At 69.4% G+C, this 19,568-nt stretch carries 20 protein-coding genes; 9 read left to right on the top strand and 11 right to left on the bottom strand.

Annotated features, from left to right (window positions below; translation table 11 throughout):
* Positions 1–44: 44 nt before the first annotated feature.
* The 5 genes from garL to AOZ53_RS11845 all read right to left on the bottom strand — a co-directional run bounded on the left by garL (position 45) and on the right by AOZ53_RS11845 (position 4,916).
* Positions 45–812, bottom strand: coding sequence for a 2-dehydro-3-deoxyglucarate aldolase (gene garL, locus AOZ53_RS11825; RefSeq protein ID WP_054430127.1), 768 nt, complete (start codon positions 810–812; stop codon positions 45–47).
* Between the two features lie 70 nt (positions 813–882).
* Positions 883–1,878 (bottom strand): Bug family tripartite tricarboxylate transporter substrate binding protein, encoded by a 996-nt coding sequence (locus tag AOZ53_RS11830; RefSeq protein WP_054430129.1) that lies wholly within the window; start codon positions 1,876–1,878, stop codon positions 883–885.
* Between the two features lie 114 nt (positions 1,879–1,992).
* Entirely contained in the window at positions 1,993–3,099 is a 1,107-nt protein-coding gene (locus tag AOZ53_RS11835) for an Ldh family oxidoreductase (protein WP_054487888.1), read from the bottom strand.
* A 53-nt stretch (positions 3,100–3,152) separates the two neighbouring features.
* On the bottom strand, positions 3,153–3,866 hold the full coding sequence (locus tag AOZ53_RS11840) for a FadR/GntR family transcriptional regulator (RefSeq protein ID WP_054430135.1): 714 nt from the start codon (positions 3,864–3,866) through the stop codon (positions 3,153–3,155).
* A 120-nt stretch (positions 3,867–3,986) separates the two neighbouring features.
* The gene (locus AOZ53_RS11845; protein ID WP_054430137.1) at positions 3,987–4,916 is read right to left on the bottom strand and encodes a dihydrodipicolinate synthase family protein; all 930 of its coding nucleotides are present in this window, start codon (positions 4,914–4,916) and stop codon (positions 3,987–3,989) included.
* 232 nt (positions 4,917–5,148) lie between these two features.
* On the opposite strand from AOZ53_RS11845, the gene AOZ53_RS11850 reads away from it, so the two are divergent.
* The 3 genes from AOZ53_RS11850 (at position 5,149) to AOZ53_RS11860 (ending at position 8,259) form a co-directional block, all read left to right on the top strand.
* Positions 5,149–6,147 (top strand): tripartite tricarboxylate transporter substrate binding protein, encoded by a 999-nt coding sequence (locus AOZ53_RS11850; RefSeq protein ID WP_054487890.1) that lies wholly within the window; start codon positions 5,149–5,151, stop codon positions 6,145–6,147.
* Between the two features lie 73 nt (positions 6,148–6,220).
* Positions 6,221–7,192 (top strand): Bug family tripartite tricarboxylate transporter substrate binding protein, encoded by a 972-nt coding sequence (locus AOZ53_RS11855; RefSeq protein ID WP_054430142.1) that lies wholly within the window; start codon positions 6,221–6,223, stop codon positions 7,190–7,192.
* Between the two features lie 110 nt (positions 7,193–7,302).
* Positions 7,303–8,259: a 2-hydroxyacid dehydrogenase gene (locus tag AOZ53_RS11860; protein WP_054430146.1), complete on the top strand. Its 957-nt coding sequence runs from the start codon at positions 7,303–7,305 to the stop codon at positions 8,257–8,259.
* 197 nt (positions 8,260–8,456) lie between these two features.
* Here the strand turns inward: AOZ53_RS11860 and AOZ53_RS11865 are convergent, their stop codons facing one another.
* From AOZ53_RS11865 to radA, 3 genes are all read right to left on the bottom strand, one after another.
* Positions 8,457–8,696, bottom strand: a complete 240-nt coding sequence (locus tag AOZ53_RS11865) for a hypothetical protein (RefSeq protein WP_054475412.1) — start codon at positions 8,694–8,696, stop codon at positions 8,457–8,459.
* Between the two features lie 202 nt (positions 8,697–8,898).
* The gene (locus AOZ53_RS11870) at positions 8,899–9,672 is read right to left on the bottom strand and encodes a sulfite exporter TauE/SafE family protein (RefSeq protein ID WP_054430150.1); all 774 of its coding nucleotides are present in this window, start codon (positions 9,670–9,672) and stop codon (positions 8,899–8,901) included.
* 12 nt (positions 9,673–9,684) lie between these two features.
* Positions 9,685–11,049 carry a DNA repair protein RadA gene (gene radA, locus AOZ53_RS11875; protein WP_006396055.1) on the bottom strand — a complete coding sequence of 455 codons (1,365 nt, stop codon included), beginning with the start codon at positions 11,047–11,049 and terminating at the stop codon, positions 9,685–9,687.
* A gap of 431 nt (positions 11,050–11,480) precedes the next feature.
* On the opposite strand from radA, the gene AOZ53_RS11880 reads away from it, so the two are divergent.
* The gene (locus tag AOZ53_RS11880; RefSeq protein ID WP_054430154.1) at positions 11,481–12,116 is read left to right on the top strand and encodes a hypothetical protein; all 636 of its coding nucleotides are present in this window, start codon (positions 11,481–11,483) and stop codon (positions 12,114–12,116) included.
* A 114-nt stretch (positions 12,117–12,230) separates the two neighbouring features.
* Positions 12,231–12,674, top strand: a complete 444-nt coding sequence (gene hpaR, locus AOZ53_RS11885) for a homoprotocatechuate degradation operon regulator HpaR (RefSeq protein WP_035361752.1) — start codon at positions 12,231–12,233, stop codon at positions 12,672–12,674.
* Position 12,675: 1 nt separating this feature from the next.
* Here hpaR and hpaD read toward each other — a convergent pair whose 3' ends face one another.
* Together hpaD and hpaE are read right to left on the bottom strand one after the other, a co-directional pair.
* Positions 12,676–13,527 carry a 3,4-dihydroxyphenylacetate 2,3-dioxygenase gene (gene hpaD / locus AOZ53_RS11890; RefSeq protein ID WP_054430155.1) on the bottom strand — a complete coding sequence of 284 codons (852 nt, stop codon included), beginning with the start codon at positions 13,525–13,527 and terminating at the stop codon, positions 12,676–12,678.
* A 35-nt stretch (positions 13,528–13,562) separates the two neighbouring features.
* Positions 13,563–15,029 (bottom strand): 5-carboxymethyl-2-hydroxymuconate semialdehyde dehydrogenase, encoded by a 1,467-nt coding sequence (gene hpaE / locus AOZ53_RS11895; protein WP_054475406.1) that lies wholly within the window; start codon positions 15,027–15,029, stop codon positions 13,563–13,565.
* Positions 15,030–15,244: 215 nt separating this feature from the next.
* Here hpaE and AOZ53_RS11900 point away from each other — a divergent pair, with 215 nt between their 5' ends.
* From AOZ53_RS11900 to hpaI, 4 genes are read left to right on the top strand one after another with little or no spacing between them, the layout of a single operon-like run.
* A complete protein-coding gene (locus tag AOZ53_RS11900) occupies positions 15,245–16,273 on the top strand; it encodes a fumarylacetoacetate hydrolase family protein (RefSeq protein ID WP_054487891.1) in 1,029 nt (342 codons plus the stop codon).
* 20 nt (positions 16,274–16,293) lie between these two features.
* Positions 16,294–17,043 carry a fumarylacetoacetate hydrolase family protein gene (locus AOZ53_RS11905; RefSeq protein ID WP_054487893.1) on the top strand — a complete coding sequence of 250 codons (750 nt, stop codon included), beginning with the start codon at positions 16,294–16,296 and terminating at the stop codon, positions 17,041–17,043.
* A 23-nt stretch (positions 17,044–17,066) separates the two neighbouring features.
* Positions 17,067–17,870: a 2-oxo-hept-4-ene-1,7-dioate hydratase gene (gene hpaH, locus AOZ53_RS11910; protein ID WP_054487895.1), complete on the top strand. Its 804-nt coding sequence runs from the start codon at positions 17,067–17,069 to the stop codon at positions 17,868–17,870.
* A gap of 14 nt (positions 17,871–17,884) precedes the next feature.
* A complete protein-coding gene (gene hpaI, locus AOZ53_RS11915) occupies positions 17,885–18,685 on the top strand; it encodes a 4-hydroxy-2-oxoheptanedioate aldolase (RefSeq protein ID WP_054430167.1) in 801 nt (266 codons plus the stop codon).
* A gap of 115 nt (positions 18,686–18,800) precedes the next feature.
* Here the strand turns inward: hpaI and AOZ53_RS11920 are convergent, their stop codons facing one another.
* Positions 18,801–19,520 carry an SDR family oxidoreductase gene (locus tag AOZ53_RS11920; protein WP_006396065.1) on the bottom strand — a complete coding sequence of 240 codons (720 nt, stop codon included), beginning with the start codon at positions 19,518–19,520 and terminating at the stop codon, positions 18,801–18,803.
* Between the last annotated feature and the right edge of the window lie 48 nt (positions 19,521–19,568).

The raw sequence follows: 19,568 nt of genomic DNA on the forward strand, positions 1-19,568 counted from the left end.
AGGCGCGGCCGTGGCGAACGCGACGGCCGCGCGATCGGGCAGGATCAGGTGGGAAAGGCTTCGCGCAAGGCGAAGGTGGCCTGCTTGAACACGCCCAGGTCGGTGCCGACCGCGACGAAGTGCATGCCCATGTCCAGGTAGCGGCGCGCATCGGCCTGCACCGGCGCCAGGATGCCAACCGCCTTGCCCTGCGCGCTGACGCGCTGGTACAGGTGGCGAATCGCCTCCTGCACTTCCGGGTGGCCCGGATTGCCCAGGTGGCCCAGGGCCGCGGCCAGGTCCGACGGGCCGATGAAGACGCCATCCACGCCCTCGACCGAGGCGATCGCGTCGACCGCCTCGATGCCGGGGCGGCTCTCGATCTGCAGCAGCACGCAGATGTTGTCGTTGATGGTCTTCAAGTAATCCGGCACGGTGCCGTAGCGGTTGCTGCGCTGCATGCCGGCCACGCCGCGGATGCCCTGCGGCGGATAGCGCGTGGCGGCCACGGCGCGGCGCGCGTCGTCCTCGGATTCGATGAAGGGGATCAGCAGGTTGTAGAAGCCGATATCGAGCAGGCGCTTGATCTCGACCGGATCGTTCCAGGTCGGCCGGCCGATGGCGGCGCTGGCGCTGCCCTGCAGGGCCTGCAGCTGCTGCAGGAACATCGGCACGGTGTTGGGCGAATGCTCGCCGTCCAGCAGCAGCCAGTCGAAGTCGGCCAGGCCCGCGACTTCCGCGGTGATGTGGCTGGACATGCACATCCAGAAACCGATCAGGCGCTCGCGCGCCAGGATGCGTTGGCGAAAGCGGTTGGGCAAGGGTGAAGTCATCGCTGCGTGTTTCCCATCGTATTGAACCCCCGGCGCCGCCCGGCGCGCGGGGGGGAGTTGATACCGGACGCTAGTCCATGCGGGCGCCGGAGGCCTTGGCCGCCGCGCCCCACTTGGTGATTTCGGATTGGACGAAGGCCGAGAACGCCTTGGGGTCGTCGCCCACCACCACGAAGCCTACGCTTTCCAGCTTCTGCCGGATATCCGGTGAAGCCAGGGCCTTGACGGTCGCCTGGTTCAGGCGCTGGATGACCGCGGGCGGGGTCTTGGCCGGCGCCGACAGGCCGAACCAGGACTCGGCGGCAAACCCCGGATAGCCCGATTCCGCCACCGTGGGCGTGTCCGGATAGGCCGGGTTGCGCTGGGCGCTGGCCACCGCCAGGGCGCGCAGCTTGCCCGACCTGACCTGCGGCAGCAGCGAATCCTGGTTCAGGAACATCACCGAGACACGGCCGCCGATCATGTCGGTGATGGCGGCCGCGCCGCCCTTGTAGGGCACGTGCACCAGGTCGAGCTTGGCGGCCTGCTTGAGCATTTCCATGGCCAGATGGCCGGACGAGCCGTTGCCCGAGCTGGCGTGGGTGTACTTGCCCGGATTGGCGCGCACCAGCTTGATGAAGTCGGCGAAGTTGGTGGCCGGGAATTCCATGTTGGCCACCAGCACATTGGGGCCGGTGGCCAGCAGCGAGATGTGGGCGAAGTCGCTGTCGCGGTACGGCATGCTCTGGTAGAGCGAATAGCTGATGGCGTTCGAGCCCACGCCCGACAGCAGCAGCGTGTAGCCGTCGGGCTCGGCCTTGGCGACCACGTCGGAGCCGATGTTGCCGTTGGCGCCACCCTTGTTCTCGACCACGACGCTCTGGCCCAGTTCCTTGGACAGCTCGGCGGCCAGCAGGCGTCCGACCGCGTCGGTGCTGCCGCCCGCGGGGAACGGCACGATCAGCTTGACCGGCCGCGTCGGCCAGTCCTGCGCCAGCAGCAGCCCCGGCGCGACCGCCGCGGCCGCGCCCAATGCCAGCGCGGCCAGCCCCAGCCGGCGGCGCGCCGGCGATGTCTTGTGTTGCATGGTTGTCTCCTTGTGGTGTTTTTCTAATGCTTGCCGCCCGGTGGCCGGGTCGGTGGATCAACGCGCGGGCAGGCCCGCGCGGCGGGAAAAACGTCACGCGACCGGACGGAGCGCTCAGTCCAGCAGATAAGGCACCGCGGCGCGCGCGCAGATTTCGCGCAGGCGCGTCGCCAGCGCCGCCGGGATCGGGATGCCCTGCTCGCGGCGGCGCGCGCGCTCGGCGGCCTCGGGCTCGCCGGCCACCAGCACCGGCTCGTCGGGCCGCGCGGGCGGCGTGTCGTGCAGCGTGTCGATCAGGTCGTCCATGTCAGACTCGAACGAGCCGCTGGCGCGGAACGCGTCGGGATTGAGCGCCAGGAAGAAGTGGCCGACGTCATCGGGCTCGCCGGGGCGGCGCGTGACATTGCGGCGCGCCGCCAGCGCGCTGCCACTGAGCGTGCCGCCCAGGATCTGCGCCATCATCGCCAGGCCGTAGCCCTTGTGGCTGCTCATGGCCGGCGTGCCGCCCAGCGGCGTCAGCCCGCCCTCGGGATGCTTGAAGATGAACTGCATGGCGCTGTCGGCCGCGGTGACCGGCTCGCCCTGCCCGTCCACCGCCCAGCCCGGCGGCAGCGGCTTGCCAAGGAAGTCATAGACCTTGACCTTGTTGGCCGCGACGGTGGTGGTGGCCATGTCGAGCACGAACGGCTCGTTGTGCGCGGCCGGCGCGCCGAAGGCGATGGGGTTGGTGCCCAGCATGGGCATGGCGCCGCGCGTGGGCACCATGATGACGCCGTTGGCGCTGCTGGTGACCAGCCCGACCACGCCGCGCTCGACGGCGATGCGCGCATAGACGCCGGCCGCGCCGAAGTGATGCGAATTGCACACCGAGACGGCGCCCACGCCATGCTCCAGCGCCTTGTCGACGGCCAGGTTCATGGCCTGCGCCGATACCGGATAGCCCAGCCCGCCCATGCCATCGAGCAGCGCGCTGGCGCCGCCGTCGCGCACCACGCGCGGGCGCGCGTCGAGCTTGAGCGAGCCGGCGCGCAGTTTGTCCTCGTACGCGGGCAGCATCGAGATGCCGTGCGAATCGATGCCCAGCAGATCCGTCTCGGCCATCAGGCCCGCGGTGATGGCGGCCAGGTCCGGCGCCATGCCCCATGCCTGCAACACAATCAGAATCTGCTCCCGCACCTGCCCCGCCGATGCCGCTGTTCCTGCCGAACCATTGCCTTGCACGCGATCTCTCCTGCTGTTGTCAGTGTGAAGCTCCCGGACGGCGCGCGGGCCGGTCAATCGCGTTCGCGGTCGACCAGCCGGTGGCGGGCCTGGCCCAGGTGGAATTGCATGGCGACCCGGGCGCGCTCGCCGTCCTGGGCGCGGATCGCCTCGAGGATGGTGGCGTGCTCGTCCAGGACGCGCTGGGCGCGCTGGCGCGACCCGGTGCGGGTCAGATTGAGCGTCAGGCGCATGAAGCCGTTGATGGACTCGTGGATGCTTTCCAGCACGCCGAGATAGAAGTCGTTGCCGGTGGCCTCGGTGATGCTGGCATGGAACGCCAGATCGGCCTCGGCCGACATCTGGCCGCGCGCCAGGCTGTCGGCGAAGGCGGCGTGCGCGGCCTCGATCTTCTGCAATTGCTCGTCGGTGCGGCGCAGCGCCGCCAGCCGCGCGGCGTCGCCTTCCAGCGCCACGCGCAGTTCCTGCGCGCGCAGGTAGGCGCCGACGTTGCCGACGTCGCTGAAGGCGGTCAGGCGCGGCGCCGGCTGGTGGCTGACGAAGGTGCCCAGGCCCTGGTGCGCGGTGATGAGGCCGTCGGCGCGCAGCCGCAGCAGGGCTTCGCGCACCACTGGCCGCGATACGCCGAAGCGCTCGGAGATCTCGTTCTCGGAAGGCAGCTTGTCGCCGACGTTGAGATTGCCGGCGACGATCTGCTCGAAGATCTGGCCGTACAGCTGATCCGCCAGCCGCACGCGGTGGCCGCGTTCCAGCACCAGCGCGCCCATGGCGTCCGGCTCGGCGGACGCGGACGGCGCGGACGGGGGCGATGCTTTGGGTCGGGCCACGGAGCCTCCTAGGGCCTGTTAACAGCGCTCATCGTACCGTCAATGCCGCGCGCGCGGCCATCAGGCCGTGACGGTTTCGCGGTCCCACTCGGCCAGCGCGCGCGCCACCGGCGCGACCCGTTCGCGCTCGGCGCTGGAGATGCCGGTCAGCAGCGGCAGCATCGGACCCATGTCGGCCACGCCGGACAGGGTCACGGCGTCGTGCAGCACGCGGATCGGGCTGATCGCGTCGCGGCAATCCTCCAGGCCCAGGTAGTGGGCGCGCACCGTTTCGGCCTCGTCGTAGCGGCCTTCCTTGAGCAGATGCAGCAGGCGCATCGAGCCGCGCGGGGCGACGCAGACCGAGCCGGAGGTGAAGCTCTTCAGGCCGAAGTCGCGATAGTGGACGATGGCCGGGCGCTCGCCGATGCCGCTGACCACGCGGTTGGCGTCCACGCTTTGCAGCAGCGCCGACAGATAGGCGTCGCGCGCCGGCTCCTCGCGCACCACCGCGTACTTGAACGCGACGATGCGGCCTTCCTCGACCAGGCGCGCCGCCGTGGCCGGCGCGAGGTAATCGGCGGACTTGATGTAGACCACCGCGGGCTTGCCCAGCGCGTCGGTGAAGCGGCGCACGCCATCGGCCAGGCCGGCGTCGGTGTAGGGAAACGACATCGGCAGCAGCATCGCGGTGGGAAAGGCGCGCGAACGCAGCAGCGCGGCCTGGTCCATCATCTTGCCGAAATCGGGGCCGACCGAGGGCAGGATCCAGGTGTCCGGCCCGGCCAGCGCGGCCAGCATATCGACGATGCGGGCGTATTCGCCCACGCCGACGTTGTAGAAGTTGGCGTTGCCGCCGTACATCACGTTGCGCACGCCGCCCGCCTCCAGGTGCCGCAACAGCTGCTGGTTGGCGGCTTCGTTCAGGGACAGGTCGGCATGGCGCGCCAGCGGCGGCACCGCGATGACGGAACGCTGCAGGTCCTGGACGGTGACCGGGGAGGTTTTCATGGCGGGGTCTCCTGGCGGATTCCGAGGCGGAATCCAGTTGTTAGATGACTGGTTCGCAAAAAGTATACTTGGTTGACAAGTAGACTCTCAATACCTATATTCGTTTTACAAGTCATCGGTAGCACGACGGCGAGGCGCGACAGACGCCGGCAGCATTCAGACCCGGGCCCCGGCCCGGCAGGAACACCCCACAAACGATGCGCGGCCACGCGCACACGAGGAGACGACTTCCATGCTTGCAGCCCCCTTGCGCGGCCGCCTGGCCCTTGCCGCCTGTCTGGCCGCGGCGGCCCTGTTGCCCGCCGCCGCGCGCGCCGCCGACTATCCGGCGCGCGACGTCAGGATCATCGTGCCCTTCCCCGCCGGCGGCACCGCCGACATCGCCGCGCGCGTGGTCGCGACCGAACTGGGCAAGGCCTGGGGCAAGGCGGTGGTGGTGGACAACAAGGCCGGCGCGGGCGGCAACGTCGGCACCGCCGAGGCGGCGCGCGCCGCCGCCGACGGCTACACCCTGCTGATGGGCACCGTCAGCACCCACGCCATCAACCAGTCCGTCTACGCCAAGCTGCCCTACGATCCGGTCAAGGACTTCACCCCGGTGACGCTGGTGATCCCGGTGCCCAACGTGCTCGAACTGAATCCGGGCTTTGCCGACAAGCACGGCATCCGCAACGTGGCGGACCTGATCAAGTACCTGAAGGCCAATCCCGGCAGCGTCAACATGGCCTCGACCGGCAACGGCACCTCGACCCACCTGTCGGGCGAACTGTTCCAGACCATGACCGGCACCCGCATGACGCACGTGCCCTACAAGGGCAGCAGCCCCGCGCTGACCGACGTGATGGCGGGCTCCTCGGATCTGATCTTCGACAACCTGCCGTCGTCGATGGGCTTCATCAAGAGCGGCAAGCTGCGGCCGCTGGCGGTCACCACCGCCACGCGTTCGCCGGCGCTGCCGGACGTGCCGACGCTGGCCGAGGCCGGCGTGCAAGGGTACGAGGCATCCAGCTGGTTCGGCCTGCTGGCCCCGGCCGGCACGCCGCCGGCGATCGTCGACAAGATCCAGCGCGATGTCGCCGCGGCGCTGCAACAGGCGCCGGTGCGCGAACAGCTGCAGGCCCAGGGCGCCACGCCGTCGGGCAACACGCCGGCGCAGTTCACCCAGTTCATGGCGCGGGAAACCGTCAAATGGGCCGCGGTCGTGAAGCAATCGGGCGCCAAGGTCGACTGACCCGCGCCGATCCGGACCCGGCCGCCACGCGTGGGCGCCGGGTTCTTCATCATCACGCGAACCAGGAGACACCATGAACAAATCGATGGGCGCAATCGCGCTGTCCGCCGCCGCGCTGCTTGCCGGGCCGGCGGTCCATGCCGCCGGCTATCCCACCAAGCCCGTCACGATGATCGTGCCGTTCGTGCCGGGCGGCTCGTCCGACATCACGGCGCGCAGCGTCACGCCGGGGCTGACCAAGGCGCTGGGCCAGACCTTCGTGGTCGAGAACAAGCCGGGCGCCAACAGCGCCATCGGCGCGCAGGCGCTGGCCCGCTCGACCGCCGACGGCTACACCATGATGGTCGGCTCGATCGGCACCTTCGCCATCAACGAGGCGCTGTACAAGAACCTCTCGTACAACCCGAGCAAGGACTTCGAGTACCTGACCCAGGCGGTGCGCAATCCCAACGTGCTGGTGGCCTCGCCGTCGTTCCCGGCCAACACGGTGGCCGAACTGGTCGACTACGCCAACAAGAATCCGGGCAAGGTGTCGTACGCCTCGTCCGGCACGGGCTCGTCCGACCACCTGTCGGCGGTGATGTTCCGCCAGCGCACCCAGACCTCGGGCGTGGACGTGCCGTACCGCGGCGGCGGCGCCGCCATCGCCGACCTGATGGGCGGCCAGGTCAACGTGTCGTTCCAGAATCTGGGCGCGGTGCAGACCCACATCAAGGCCGGCAAGCTCAAGGCGCTGGCCATCACCGGCGATGCGCGCGCGGCGGACCTGCCGGACGTGCCGACGCTGGCCGAGGCCGGCGTCAAGGACATGGTGGTGTATTCGTGGCAGGGCTTCGCCGTGCCCAAGGGCACGCCGCCGGCCGTGGTGCAGCAGCTGACGCAGGCGCTGCAGACCGCCCTGCGCGATCCGCAGACCGAGAAGACGCTGCAGGGGCTGGGCTTCGAAGTGGTGGCCAACACGCCGCAGCAGTTCAGCGCGTTCCAGCAGGCCGAGGTCAAGCGCTGGAAGGACGTGATCCAGAAGGCCGACATCCAGCTGGAATAAGGCCGCCAGGCGGTGCGGCCCGGGGATGCTCCCGCGGCCCGCGCCCTCTCAGCCGGATTCAAGGCCGGATCAAGTAGCATGAAGGTTTCGCCACCCACCTGTACGACAACATGACCACCAAGCATCGCATCATCCAGGTCGGCTCGCTGGCCGGCTCGCCCTCCGCCAACCAGCGCCTCGCCGAGCGCTATGACGTCATCGAGCTCTGGAAGCAGCCGGATCGCAAGGCGGCCCTGGCCGAACTCGGCAAGGGCGTCACCGCCGTCGTCACCTCGGCCAACTTCGGCGCCAACGCCGAACTCATCAACGCCCTGCCCGACCTGAAGGCCATCTGCAGCTGGGGCGTGGGCTACGAGACCATCGACGTGCAGGCGGCGCACGCGCGCGGCGTGCAAGTCAGCAACACGCCCGACGTGCTGACCGATTGCGTGGCGGACCTGGCCTGGGGCCTGCTGATCGCCGGCGCCCGCCGCATGGGCCAGGGCGAACGCTTCGTGCGCGCCGGCCAGTGGGGCCAGGTGCACGGCAGCATTCCGCTGGGCCAGCGCGTCAGCGGCAAGAAGCTCGGCATCGTGGGCCTGGGCCGCATCGGCGAGGCCATCGCCCGCCGCGGCGTCGGTTTCGACATGCAGGTGCGCTATCACAACCGCAGGAAGCGCGACGACATCGATTACGGCTACGAGGCCTCGCTGACCGACCTGGCGGCCTGGGCCGACTTCCTGATCGTGGCCACCGTGGGCGGCCCCGCCACGCGCCACCTGGTCAACCGCGAAGTGCTGGAGGCGCTCGGTCCGCGCGGCATCATCGTCAACATCGCGCGCGGTCCGGTCATCGACGAGGCCGCGCTGGTGGCCGCGCTGGAAGCCGGCAAGCTCGGCTGCGCCGCGCTCGACGTGTTCGAGCACGAGCCCAAGGTGCCCGAGGCCCTGATCAAGAGCGACCAGGCGGTGCTGCTGCCTCACATCGGCAGCGCCACGCTGGAAACGCGCCAGTCGATGGAGGACCTGATGCTGGAGAACCTCGCGGCGTATTTCGATACGGGCCGCGTGATCACGCCGGTGGATTGAGGCGGACGGGAACGGCGGCGCGTCAGCGCCGTCGGCTCCCGTGCACGTGACGCGAATACCGGCAACACAAACGCGGCCGGCACAAACGAAAAAGCCTCTCGGCGCCCATACCGAGAGGCTTTCGACTTTCAGGCCCGAAGACCCGTCCGCCGTGCAAAGGAACTACGGGATCCTGCGATCCGGCACTGCGCAACGCCTTACTTGGCAGGCGTCGTGGCGGTGCCCGATTTGTCCATCTTGGAAGCGCCCGATTTCTCGGCGCCTTGTTTGGCGGACGTCTTGTCGGACTTGTGATGCTTGTGCTGCGCCTGGGTCTTGGTTTCGCCCGCCTTGGTCGTGGCATCGGCGCCCGCCGCGAACGCCGAAGGCGCGGCAGCGAGACCGAGGCACAAGGCCGAAGTGGACAGGAACGCAGCGATACGGGAGTGAGTCGTCATTACATGAACTCCTAATGGTGAAGGCCGCGGGGCTGCCCCCTTGGCCTTTCCGACACGGGGCGGCAACATCGCCGCATGACCCGTACTCCGTTGGAACCCGCGCCCCGCCGAAGGTTCAGCCCGATGCGCGGAATTTTCGCGTCCTTTCCGACGTTAACGCTTCGTCATGGGATCGTGACAATCGACGCGCGCCCTGCGACGCTCAGCTTTCAAATATCAGCAGCGCCACGGTGGCGAACAGCATCGCCGCGAAACAGGCTCTCAGCTTTCGTTCAGGCAGGCGATAGGCCAGGCGCACGCCCACCGGCACGAACAGCAGGCTGCCCGCGGCCAGCGGCAGGCCCACCAGCCAGGCGGCCTGGCCGGCCCATGAATACGTCGCCAGCGCCACCGCCGAACCGGGAATCACCATGCACAGGGCCAGCGCCTGCGCGGTGGTCTGCGGCAGCCGGAACACCGTGGTGATGATGGGCACCGCCAGCACCGCGCCGCCCACGCCGAAGAAACCGCCCAGCGTGCCGCACAGCATGCCCAGCACGCTGGCGCGGCGCGGCGTGAAGACCGGCGCGTTGCCGCTGGCCCTGGGCGCGCGCCGGGCCAGGCCGGCGCGCCAGGTCTGCCAGGCATAGAACAGCGCGATGAAGAACAGGAACACGGCGAAGCTCAGGCGCAGCACGCCCGACTCGATGCCCAGCGCCAGCCGCGCGCCGACCCAGGTGAACACCACCGCGCCGCCCGCGCCGGCCAGCGCCACGCGGCGGTCGATGCGGGTCTGCTGGTTGTACTTGCGCACCGCCATGATGATGGTGGGCAGCACCATGATCAGCGCGGTGCCCTGCGCCAGCTGCTGGGACATGCCCATCAGCAGCACCAGCGCCGGAATCGCGATCATGCCGCCGCCGATGCCCAGCACGCCGCCCATGAAGCCAATGAGGCACCCCGCGCCCAGGCACAGGGCGATCAGCAACAGACTCACGTGGGGCTCCCGTCAGCGCAGTTTGTCGAGCGCGGCGTCGAGCCGGTCCACCGCCCAGATCTCCAGCCCCTCGATGGGCTGGCGCGGCGCGTTGGCCTTGGGGATGAGCGCGATCGAGAAGCCCAGCTTGGCGGCTTCGCGCAGGCGTTCCTGGCCGCGCGGCGCGGGCCGGATCTCGCCCGCCAGGCCGACTTCGCCGAAGGCGATCAGGCCGCGCGGCAGGGGCCGGTCGCGCAGCGACGACATGATGGCCAGCAGCACCGGCAGGTCGGCCGCCGGCTCGGTGATCCGCACCCCGCCCACGGCGTTGACGAACACGTCCTGGTCGAAGGTCGAGACGCCCGCATGGCGGTGCAGCACCGCCAGCAGCATCGCCAGGCGGTTGCCCTCCAGGCCGACCGTCAGGCGGCGCGGATTGGGCGCGTGGGAACTGTCCACCAGCGCCTGGATCTCGACCAGCAGCGGGCGGGTGCCTTCCTGCGTGGCCATCACGCAGGAGCCAGCCACCTGCTGCTCGTGCTGCGACAGGAACAGCGCGGAGGGATTGGCGACGCCGCGCAGGCCGCGGTCGGTCATGGCGAACACTCCCAGCTCGTTGACCGCGCCGAAGCGGTTCTTGAAGGCCCGCACCAGGCGGAACGACGAATGCGTGTCGCCCTCGAAGTACAGCACCGTGTCGACGATGTGCTCGAGCACGCGCGGGCCGGCCAGCGCGCCGTCCTTGGTGACGTGGCCGATCATGACGATGGCGATGCCGGTCTGCTTGGCCAGGCGCGTCAGCTGCGCGGCGCACTCGCGCACCTGCGACACCGAGCCGGGCGCGGCGGTCAGCTCGCCGCTGTACAGGGTCTGGATCGAGTCGATGACGGCCACGCTGGGCTTCTGCTCGGACACCGCGGCCTGGATGGCTTCCAGGCGGATTTCCGCCAGCAGATTGACATTGCCGGTCTGCAGCCCCAGCCGGCGCGCGCGCAGCGCCACCTGCTCGGCCGATTCCTCGCCGGTGACGTAGAGCACGTTGGTGCTTTCCGACAGCGAGGCCAGCGCCTGCAGCAGCAGGGTCGACTTGCCGATGCCGGGGTCGCCGCCGATCAGCACTACGGCGCCGGCCACCAGGCCGCCGCCCAGCACGCGGTCGAATTCCTCCAGCCCGGTGGGGGTGCGCGGCGTTTCACGCGCCTCGATCTCGGACAGGCTGCGCACCGGGCTGCTGGAGGCCAGCGGCGCGTAGCGGTGCGAGGCCGCGGCGGCCGGCGCGGCCGACTCCACGGTTTCTTCCAGGGTGTTCCAGGCGTTGCAGTGCGGACACTTGCCTTGCCATTTCGGGGTGGTGCCGCCGCATTCGGCGCACACATAGACGGTTCGGGTTTTAGCCATGGGCGCAAGTTTACCGGCACACGGCGGCGCCCGGGAGCCGCGGACGCGTCGCCGCGGCGCGCCGGACCGGCGGTTTTGCCCCGCCCTGGTGCAGCCAGCTTTCAATTCGCTTGCATAAACAGGGACGTGTCACAGTTACACCATGCAAACAGAAGAAATTCGCTGGCAGATTTCTGCAAATCGCGCATAATCACCGGGTGATGCGCAATGTTGAACCGTCGGTTATGTGGCGGCATACCCGGCGCCGCCGTGCGACAGGACGGCACGACGGGAATCGCGGCGCATCGCGAGACGCTTGGGCCGCAGACACGGCCACCTAAACCGGAACACGACCCGCCCCTGGACGAGACCGCCGGACCACCGGCGCAGCACAGGCCAAGGTCAGACGCGAATACGCCTTGCCACCAGGCGTATGCGCGAGGAGTACGCGCATGAGCATTACCTATCGCCCCCCCTTCGACGAAGACGACGAACTGGATTTGCGCGCCCTGTATCGCAAGCCCAGGGCTGGCGGCAGCCCCGAACTGGACGCGGCCGTGCGCCGCACCTGGCATCCCGGCCGCAGTTGGCACCCGGGCTGGGCGGCCGCCGCCTGCGCCGCGCTGGTCGCCGGCCTGTTCGTCTGGACCGACATGCGTGAAAGCGCCGAGCATGCCGACGCGGCGCCGCAACTGGCCGTGTCGCACGAGCCGGCCATCAATATCGAACGCGGTCCCGCGCCCCGGCCCGCGGTCGCCGAAGCGCCCGCGCCGCAGCCGACGTCCGCGCCGGTGCAGCGCGCCGCGGTGCAGACGCCCGCCGACGCGCCCGCCGCCGTTCCCGCCCAGCAGGCGGCCACGGAAGCCGCGCCGGCCACCGCCGAACAACCCGCCGAGGCCGCCAGCAGCGAGCCGGTCGCCTTCAGCGAGCAGGACATCGAGGCCCGCGTGGCGCACATCCGCGCGCTGATGCAGGACGACCAGCAGGAAGACGCCGTGACGGCGCTGCACGAATTGCAGCAAGGCGCCCCCGACCTGACCCTGCCCGACGACCTGCAGGAACTGGCGCAGCAGAACCCTGCTTCCTGACCCCGTTTCCGCTTTCCGCTTTACCCGTCCAGGCCCGCCTTCGTTGCGGGCCTGGACGTTGATACCCCCGAGATCCGGTCAGAAACTGATCGGCTTCTTGCTAACATGGCCAACATGAGTCCGAGCTTCCACCACCGCAACCTCCCCCACCTGCTGCTCTACGCGCGCGAAACCCTGATGGCGCACTTCCGGCCGATCCTGCACGCGGCCGGCGTCACCGAACAGCAATGGCGGGTGTTGCGCACGCTGAGCGAAGTCGGCGCGATGGAACCCAACCAGATCGCCCGCAGCTGCCAGATCCTCAGCCCCAGCCTGACCCGCATGCTGGCCGGCATGGAGGAACAGGGCCTGATCAAGCGGGTGCGCTCGAACGCCGACCAGCGGCGCCAGGAAATCTCGCTGACGCCCAAGAGCAACAAGCTGATCGACCGCATGCGGCCGCAGGTGGATGCCAAGTATCAGGAAATCGAGGACCGGATCGGCAAGGAATTGCTCGACCGCCTGTACGCCGACGTCGACGCGATGGTCGACCTGATCAAGCGCGATCCGGCCGAATGACTCAGTCCGGCACGGGCAGGATCGCGTTGATCTGGCCCGTGCCCGAACTGGTGAAGTAGTCCGTGACGATCTCGGCCGGCCGGTCGTAGGCGTCCCAGCCCAGCAGTCCCAGCAACATGGCGGTGTCGTGCATGCCGCCCTCGCCCACGCACAGGTCGGCGTATTCCGGCAGCATGGCGCAGAACGTCTTCCAGTCGCCCTGGCGCCACAGGTCCACCACCCGCAGGTCGACCTGGCGGTAGAACTCGCGGCTGATCTGGTGCATGGCGGCCTCGGGGCTGCCGTTGTCGTTGAAGCGGTGCGACAGCGAACCGCTGGCCAGCACCGCGACGCGGCTGTCGCTCTGCTCGATGGCCTGGCGCAGCGCCGCGCCGAAGCGGCGGCTGTCTTCCAAAGCATGCCAGGCGCACCAGGCCGCCACCGACACCACCTTGAAGCGGTCGTCGCCATTCATGTAGCGCATGGGCACCAGCGTGCCGTATTCCAGCTCCAGGCTGGCGATCTCGTGCGCGCGGGTGGCCACGCCGGCGGCGCTGGCGCACTCGGCGATGCGCCGGCCCAGCGCGGGATCGCCGCGATAGGCGTAGTCCATGTCCTTGATGAAATGCGGCAGCTCGTTGCTGGTGTAGCGGCCGGCGAAGCGCTCGTTGCAATTGACGTGATAGCCGGCGTTCACCAGCCAGTGCACGTCCAGCACCACCAGCGTGTCCACGTCCAGGTCGCGGCAGCGCTGGCCGATGGCGCGGTGCCCCTGGATCGCGGCTTCACGGCAGCCATGGTGGCGGCCGGGCATTTCGGATAGGTACATCGACGGCACGTGCGTTACCTTGGCCGCCAGCGCGAGCTTGCCCATGGTGTTTGTCTCCTGGTTGTCTTGCCGGATGGGGTTCAGACGCCCCACTTCGGGATGTGATGGCTGCCCATCGAGACGCAGACGTTCTTGATCTCGGCGAACACTTCGTAGCTGTATTCCCCGCCCTCGCGGCCGGTGCCGGATTCCTTGGTGCCGCCGAACGGCTGGCGCAGGTCGCGCACGTTCTGGCTGTTGATGAACACCATGCCGGCCTCGATGCCGCGCGCCAGCCGGTGGGCGCGGCCGATATCGCTAGTCCAGATGTACGACGCCAGGCCGTACTTGACGTCGTTGGCCAGCGCCAGCCCGTGGGCCTCGTCCTTGAACGGGATCAGGCAGGCGACCGGACCGAAGATCTCTTCCTGGGCGCAGCGCATGCGGTTGTCGACGTCGGCCAGCACCGTGGGCCGCACGAAGTTGCCGCCCGCCAGGCGCGCCGGCAGGCCCGACGGCGCGTCGGCGCCGCCAGCCAGGATGCGCGCGCCCTCTTCCTTGGCCAGGCGGATGTAGCCGGTGACCTTTTCCCAATGCTGGCGCGTGATCATCGCGCCGACGTGGGTCTGTTCGTCGAAGGGATCGCCCACCGCCAGGCGATTGGCGCGCTCGGCGAAGCGGCGCACGAAATCATCGTAGATCGATTCCTGCACGAAGATGCGCGAACCCGCGGTGCAGCGCTCGCCGTTGAGCGAGAAGATGGTGAACAGCGCCGCGTCCAGCGCGCGCTCGACGTCGGCGTCGTCGAACACCAGCACCGGCGACTTGCCGCCCAGCTCCATCGAATATTTCTTGATGCCGCCCGCGCTCGCCAGGATCTTCTTGCCGGTGACGGTGCCGCCGGTGAACGAGATCGCGCGCACGCCGGGATGGCGCACCAGCGCGTCGCCAGCGGTGGCGCCATAACCCTGCACCACGTTGAGCACGCCGGGCGGAATGCCGGCCTCCAGCGCCAGCAGGCCGAGCTGGTCGGCCGTCAGCGGCGACAGCTCCGACATCTTCAGCACCGCGGTGTTGCCCAGCGCCAGGCAGGGCGCGGTCTTCCAGGTGGCGGTCATGAAGGGCACGTTCCACGGCGACACCAGCGCGCACACGCCGACCGGCTGGTACAGCGTGTAGTTCAGCATCTGGTCGTCCACCGGATAGGTGTGGCCGTTCATGCGGGTGCAGACTTCGGCGAAGAAGGTGAAGTTCTCGGAAGCGCGCGGGATCAGCTGCTTGCGCGTCTGCGAGATCGGCAGGCCGGTGTCGCGCGTTTCCAGCTCGGCCAGCTGCGGCACGTTGCGGTCGATCAGTTCGCCCAGGCGGCGCATCAGCCGCGCGCGCTCCTTGGCGGGCGTGCCGGCCCACTTGGGAAAGGCCTCGGCCGCGGCGGCCACCGCGGCGTCGATCTCGGCCTGGCCGCCGGCGGCGACTTCGTCGATGGCCTCGCCGGTGGCCGGGTTGAAGGTGGTGAAGCGGTCGGCGCTGTCGACCTGCCTGCCATTGATCCAGTGCTTGATGCTCACGTGCGTCTCCTCGCCTTGGGCGGACGGCCGGCGCCAATGCGGCGGGCGGCTCGAGAATTTAGTTAACTCGTTAACTTTATGCGCCGACGGTGGCCCTGTCAACGGCGGAAAACCCCTGCCGCGCGGGCGCGCCGGCGATTGCCGCGGCCCCGCTTTTTCACTATGATAATTAACATGCTAACAATATGCCGGAGAGGGCTGGTCCCGCGCCTGTCATGCCACATATCTGGATTGAGTACTCCGCCAACCTGGACCTGGACACCCGCGCCCTGATGCGCGCGGTGCAGGACGCCGCCGTCGGCGACGGCAGCCTGTATCCGCTGGCCGGGGCGCGCACCCGCGCCGTGCGGGTGGACGACTACCTGATCGCCGACGGCCATCCCGACAACGCTTTCGTGCACGTGCTGCTGCGCATCGGCCACGGCCGCAGCGCCGCGCAGCAGGCGGCACTGGGCGAACGCGCGTTCCAGGCCTTGCGCGACGCGCTGGCGCCGGAAATGGCGCGCCGGCCGCTGGGCCTGTCGCTGCAGGTCGAGGAGGCCGACGCGGTGCTCAACTACAAGCACAGCAACTACCGCGACTACCTGGCGGCGCGCGCCGCCGCGCTGCCGCGCACCGTGGCGGGCGCCGCGCTCAACACGCGCCAGGCGCTCGCCGCGCTGGGCGAGGCGATGAACGCGCCGCCCTACCAGGCCGCGCCGCGCGCGCCGGTGCTGTACATCAAGCCGGCCAACACCCATGCCGCCGATGGCGACGCGATCACGCTGCCGGCCGACGTGCCCGAGGTGCGCATCGGCGCCACCCTGGGCATCGTGTTCGGCCGGCGCGCCTGCCGCGTCAGCGAAGCCGAGGCGCTGGCCCACGTGGCCGGCTATCGCGTGGTGGCCGACCTGTCGGCGCCGCACGACAGCTACTTCCGCCCCGCGCTCAAGCAGCAATGCCGCGACGGCTTCTGCCCCATCGGCCGCGACCTCGCGCCGGTGACGGCGGTGCCGGATCCGGACGCGCTCGGCATCGAGACCTGGATCGACGGCGAGCTGGCGCAGCGCGCCAGCACCGCCGACCTGGTGCGCCCGGTGGCCCGCCTGATCGCCGACGTCACCGCCTTCATGAGTTTCGAGCCCGGCGACATCCTGCTGGCCGGGGCCCGCGCCGATGCGCCGCTGGCGCGTGCGGGCCAACGCTACGAGATCCGCATCGCCCAGGTCGGCACGCTCGGCAACACGCTCATCGCCGGCGCCTGAGGCGCCCCACGGAACCCGCCATGAAACACGCACGCATCGCCTACGAAGGCGCCCTTCACGCCGCCACCGACGCCGGCCACGGCCGCATCCGCCTGGCCGACGGCCGCGAGCTGGCCGAGGACGCCGTGACCTGGCTGCCGCCGATCGAGCCGCGCACCACCTTCACGCTGGCCATCAACTACGCCGACCACGCCAAGGAACTGGCGTTCAAGGCGCCGGCCGAGCCGCTGGGCTTTCTCAAGGCGGCCAACACCTTCGTCGGCCACCGGGCGCAGACGCTGCGGCCGGTGGACGTGGGCTTCATGCACTACGAATGCGAGCTGGCCGTGGTGATCGGCAAGACCGCCCGCAACGTGACGCGCGATCAGGCCTATGAGTACGTGGCCGGCTACACCGTGGCCAATGACTACGCGCTGCGCGACTACCTGGAAAACTGGTATCGCCCCAACCTGCGCGTCAAGAGCCGCGACACCTGCACCCCGCTGGGGCCGTGGCTGGTGGACCGCGACGACGTGCCCGACCCCATGAACCTGGACCTGCGCACCACCGTCAACGGCGTCGAGACGCAGCGCGGCAACACCCGCGACATGGTGTTCGACATCCCCGCCCTGATCGCCTACTTCAGCGGCTTCATGACGCTGTCGCCGGGCGACCTGATCCTGACCGGCACCCCCGACGGCATCGTCAACGTGCAGCCGGGCGACGAAGTCGTGACCGAGATCGACGGCATCGGCCGGCTGGTCAACACGCTGGCGCCCCACCCCGACTGATTTCCCCCACCTGGATACCCCGCATGCTCGATTCCACCACCGTGCGCGCGCTGGCCGCGCGCCTGCACGACGCCGAACGCTCCCGCCAGCAGATCCGCCAGATCTCGCTGGAGCATCCCGACATCACCATCGCCGACGCCTACGCCATCCAGCGCGCCTGGATGGACATCAAGCTGGGCGAAGGCCGCGTCAAGCGCGGCCACAAGATCGGCCTGACCTCGCGCGCCATGCAGCTGTCGTCGCAGATCGACGAACCCGATTTCGGCATGCTGCTGGACGACATGTTCTTCGAGGACGGCGGCGATATTCCCGCCAGCCGCTTCATCCTGCCGCGGCTGGAAGTGGAGCTGGCCTTCGTGCTGGGCAAGCGCCTGCAAGGCCCGAACGTGACCCTGTTCCAGGTGTACGACGCGGTCGAGTACGTGATCCCGGCGCTGGAGATCATCGATGCCCGCTCGCACGGCATCGACCCCGACAGCAAGCGTCCGCGCAAGGTGTTCGACACCATCGCCGACAACGCCGCCAATGCCGGCGTGGTGATGGGCGGGCGGCCGGTGAAGATCGGCGAGCTGGACCTGCGCTGGATCGGCGCGATCCTGTCGCGCAACGCGGTGATCGAGGAGACCGGCGTGGCCGCCGGCGTCTTGAACCATCCCGCCAATGGCGTAGTATGGCTGGCGAACAAGCTGGCCGCGCATGAGGTGGCGCTGGAAGCGGGCGAGATCATCCTGTCGGGTTCCTTCACCCGTCCGGTGGCCGCGCGCCCCGGCGACACCTTCAACGTCGACTACGGCGTGCTCGGCTCCGTCAACTGCCACTTCATCTGATCCCCACGCGGCCCATGGATATCCTGACCAATCAATTCAAACGCGCGCTGCGCGCCGGCACGCCCCAGATCGGCCTGTGGGCCGGCCTGGCCAGCGCCTATACCTCCGAGATCATCGCCGGCGCCGGCTTCGACTGGCTGCTGATCGACGGCGAGCACGCCCCCAACACGCTGCAGACCACGCTGGCGCAGCTGCAATCGGTAGCGGCCTATCCGGTCGCGCCGGTGGTGCGCCCGGCCTGGAACGACCCGGTGCAGATCAAGCAGATCCTCGACACCGGCGCGCAGACGCTGCTGGTGCCGATGGTGCAGTCGGCCGAGGAAGCCGCCGCCGCCGTGGCCGCGGTGCGCTATCCGCCGACGGGCATCCGCGGCGTGGGCAGCGCGCTGGCGCGTTCGTCGCGCTGGAACCGCATCCCCAACTACCTGGAGCGCGCCAACGACGAGATGTGCGTGCTGGTGCAGATCGAGACGCCGCGCGGCGTGGACGCGCTGGAAGCCATCCTGGCCGTGGACGGCGTCGACGGCGCCTTCATCGGCCCGGCCGACCTGTCGGCCAGCATGGGCTACCTGGGCCAGCCCGAGCATCCCGAAGTCACCCGCACCATCGACGCGGCCATCGGCCGCATCGTCAAGTCGGGCAAGGCCGCCGGCATCCTGCACAGCGGCGTGGCGCAGGCCAAACACTATCTGTCGCTGGGCGCGACCTTCGTGGCGGTGGGCGTGGACGCGGTGCTGCTGGCGCGCGCGGCCGAAAAGCTGGCCGGCGAGTTCAAGGACCTCAAGCCGGTCGGCAAGGCCGGCGGGCCGTACTGAGTTTCCCCCGGGAAACCGCGGCAAGAAAAACGGCGCCCGCGGGCGCCGTTTTTTTATCGAAGGCCAGGAGCGGCGTAGCCACGATGGGCCGCGCCGCCTGGCCCGATCCGGGCGGTCAGGAGCGGCCGCCCAGGCTGCCGCCGCCGTCCACGCCCAGCACCTGGCCGGTGATGAAGCCGGCGTCGTCCGACAGCAGGAAGGCGATGGCGGCGGCCACTTCGGCCGGCGTGCCCAGGCGCTTCATCGGCACCGAGGCCAGCGCGCGTTTTTCGCCCTCGCTGCCCGCGGGACGGGTGGCGCGGAACATTTCGGTTTCGATCGGGCCCGGCGCCACCGCGTTGGCGGTCACGCCGTATTCGGCCAGTTCCAGCGCCCAGGTGCGGGTGCAGCCCACCAGCGCGCTCTTGGCGGCGGAATAGGCGGTGCGCTCGAGGCCGCCGTGGATGGCGCGGCTGCAGACGTTGACGATGCGGCCGGCGCGGCGCACCTTCATCGATTCGATGAAGGCCTGCGTCACCTGCACGGCGACGCGCACGTTCAGGTCCAGCACGTTGTACAGGGTGGCCAGGTCGATTTCGCCCAGCGGCTGCGGCGAGGCGATGCCGACGTTGTTGACCACGGCGTCGACCGGGAATTTCTCGCGGATCTCGCGCAGCACTTCCTCGGTGCGGCCGGCGTCGGCCAGGTCACAGGCATAGAGATAGCCGGGGAAATCGACGTCTCCGGTGTTGCGCGCGATACCGACCACATGACAACCCATGTCGGACAGCCGTTGCGTAAGGGCCCAGCCTATGCCTTTGGTGGCGCCCGTGATGAGCACGCATTTGTCCTTCATGGATCGAAACCTCGTCGTTCGTTACTGGGGCGAAAACGGGCGCCTGGG

Origin of the sequence: Achromobacter sp. 2789STDY5608621, assembly GCF_001299375.1 — a bacterium.
Classification (GTDB): Bacteria; Pseudomonadota; Gammaproteobacteria; order Burkholderiales; family Burkholderiaceae_B; genus Achromobacter; species Achromobacter insuavis.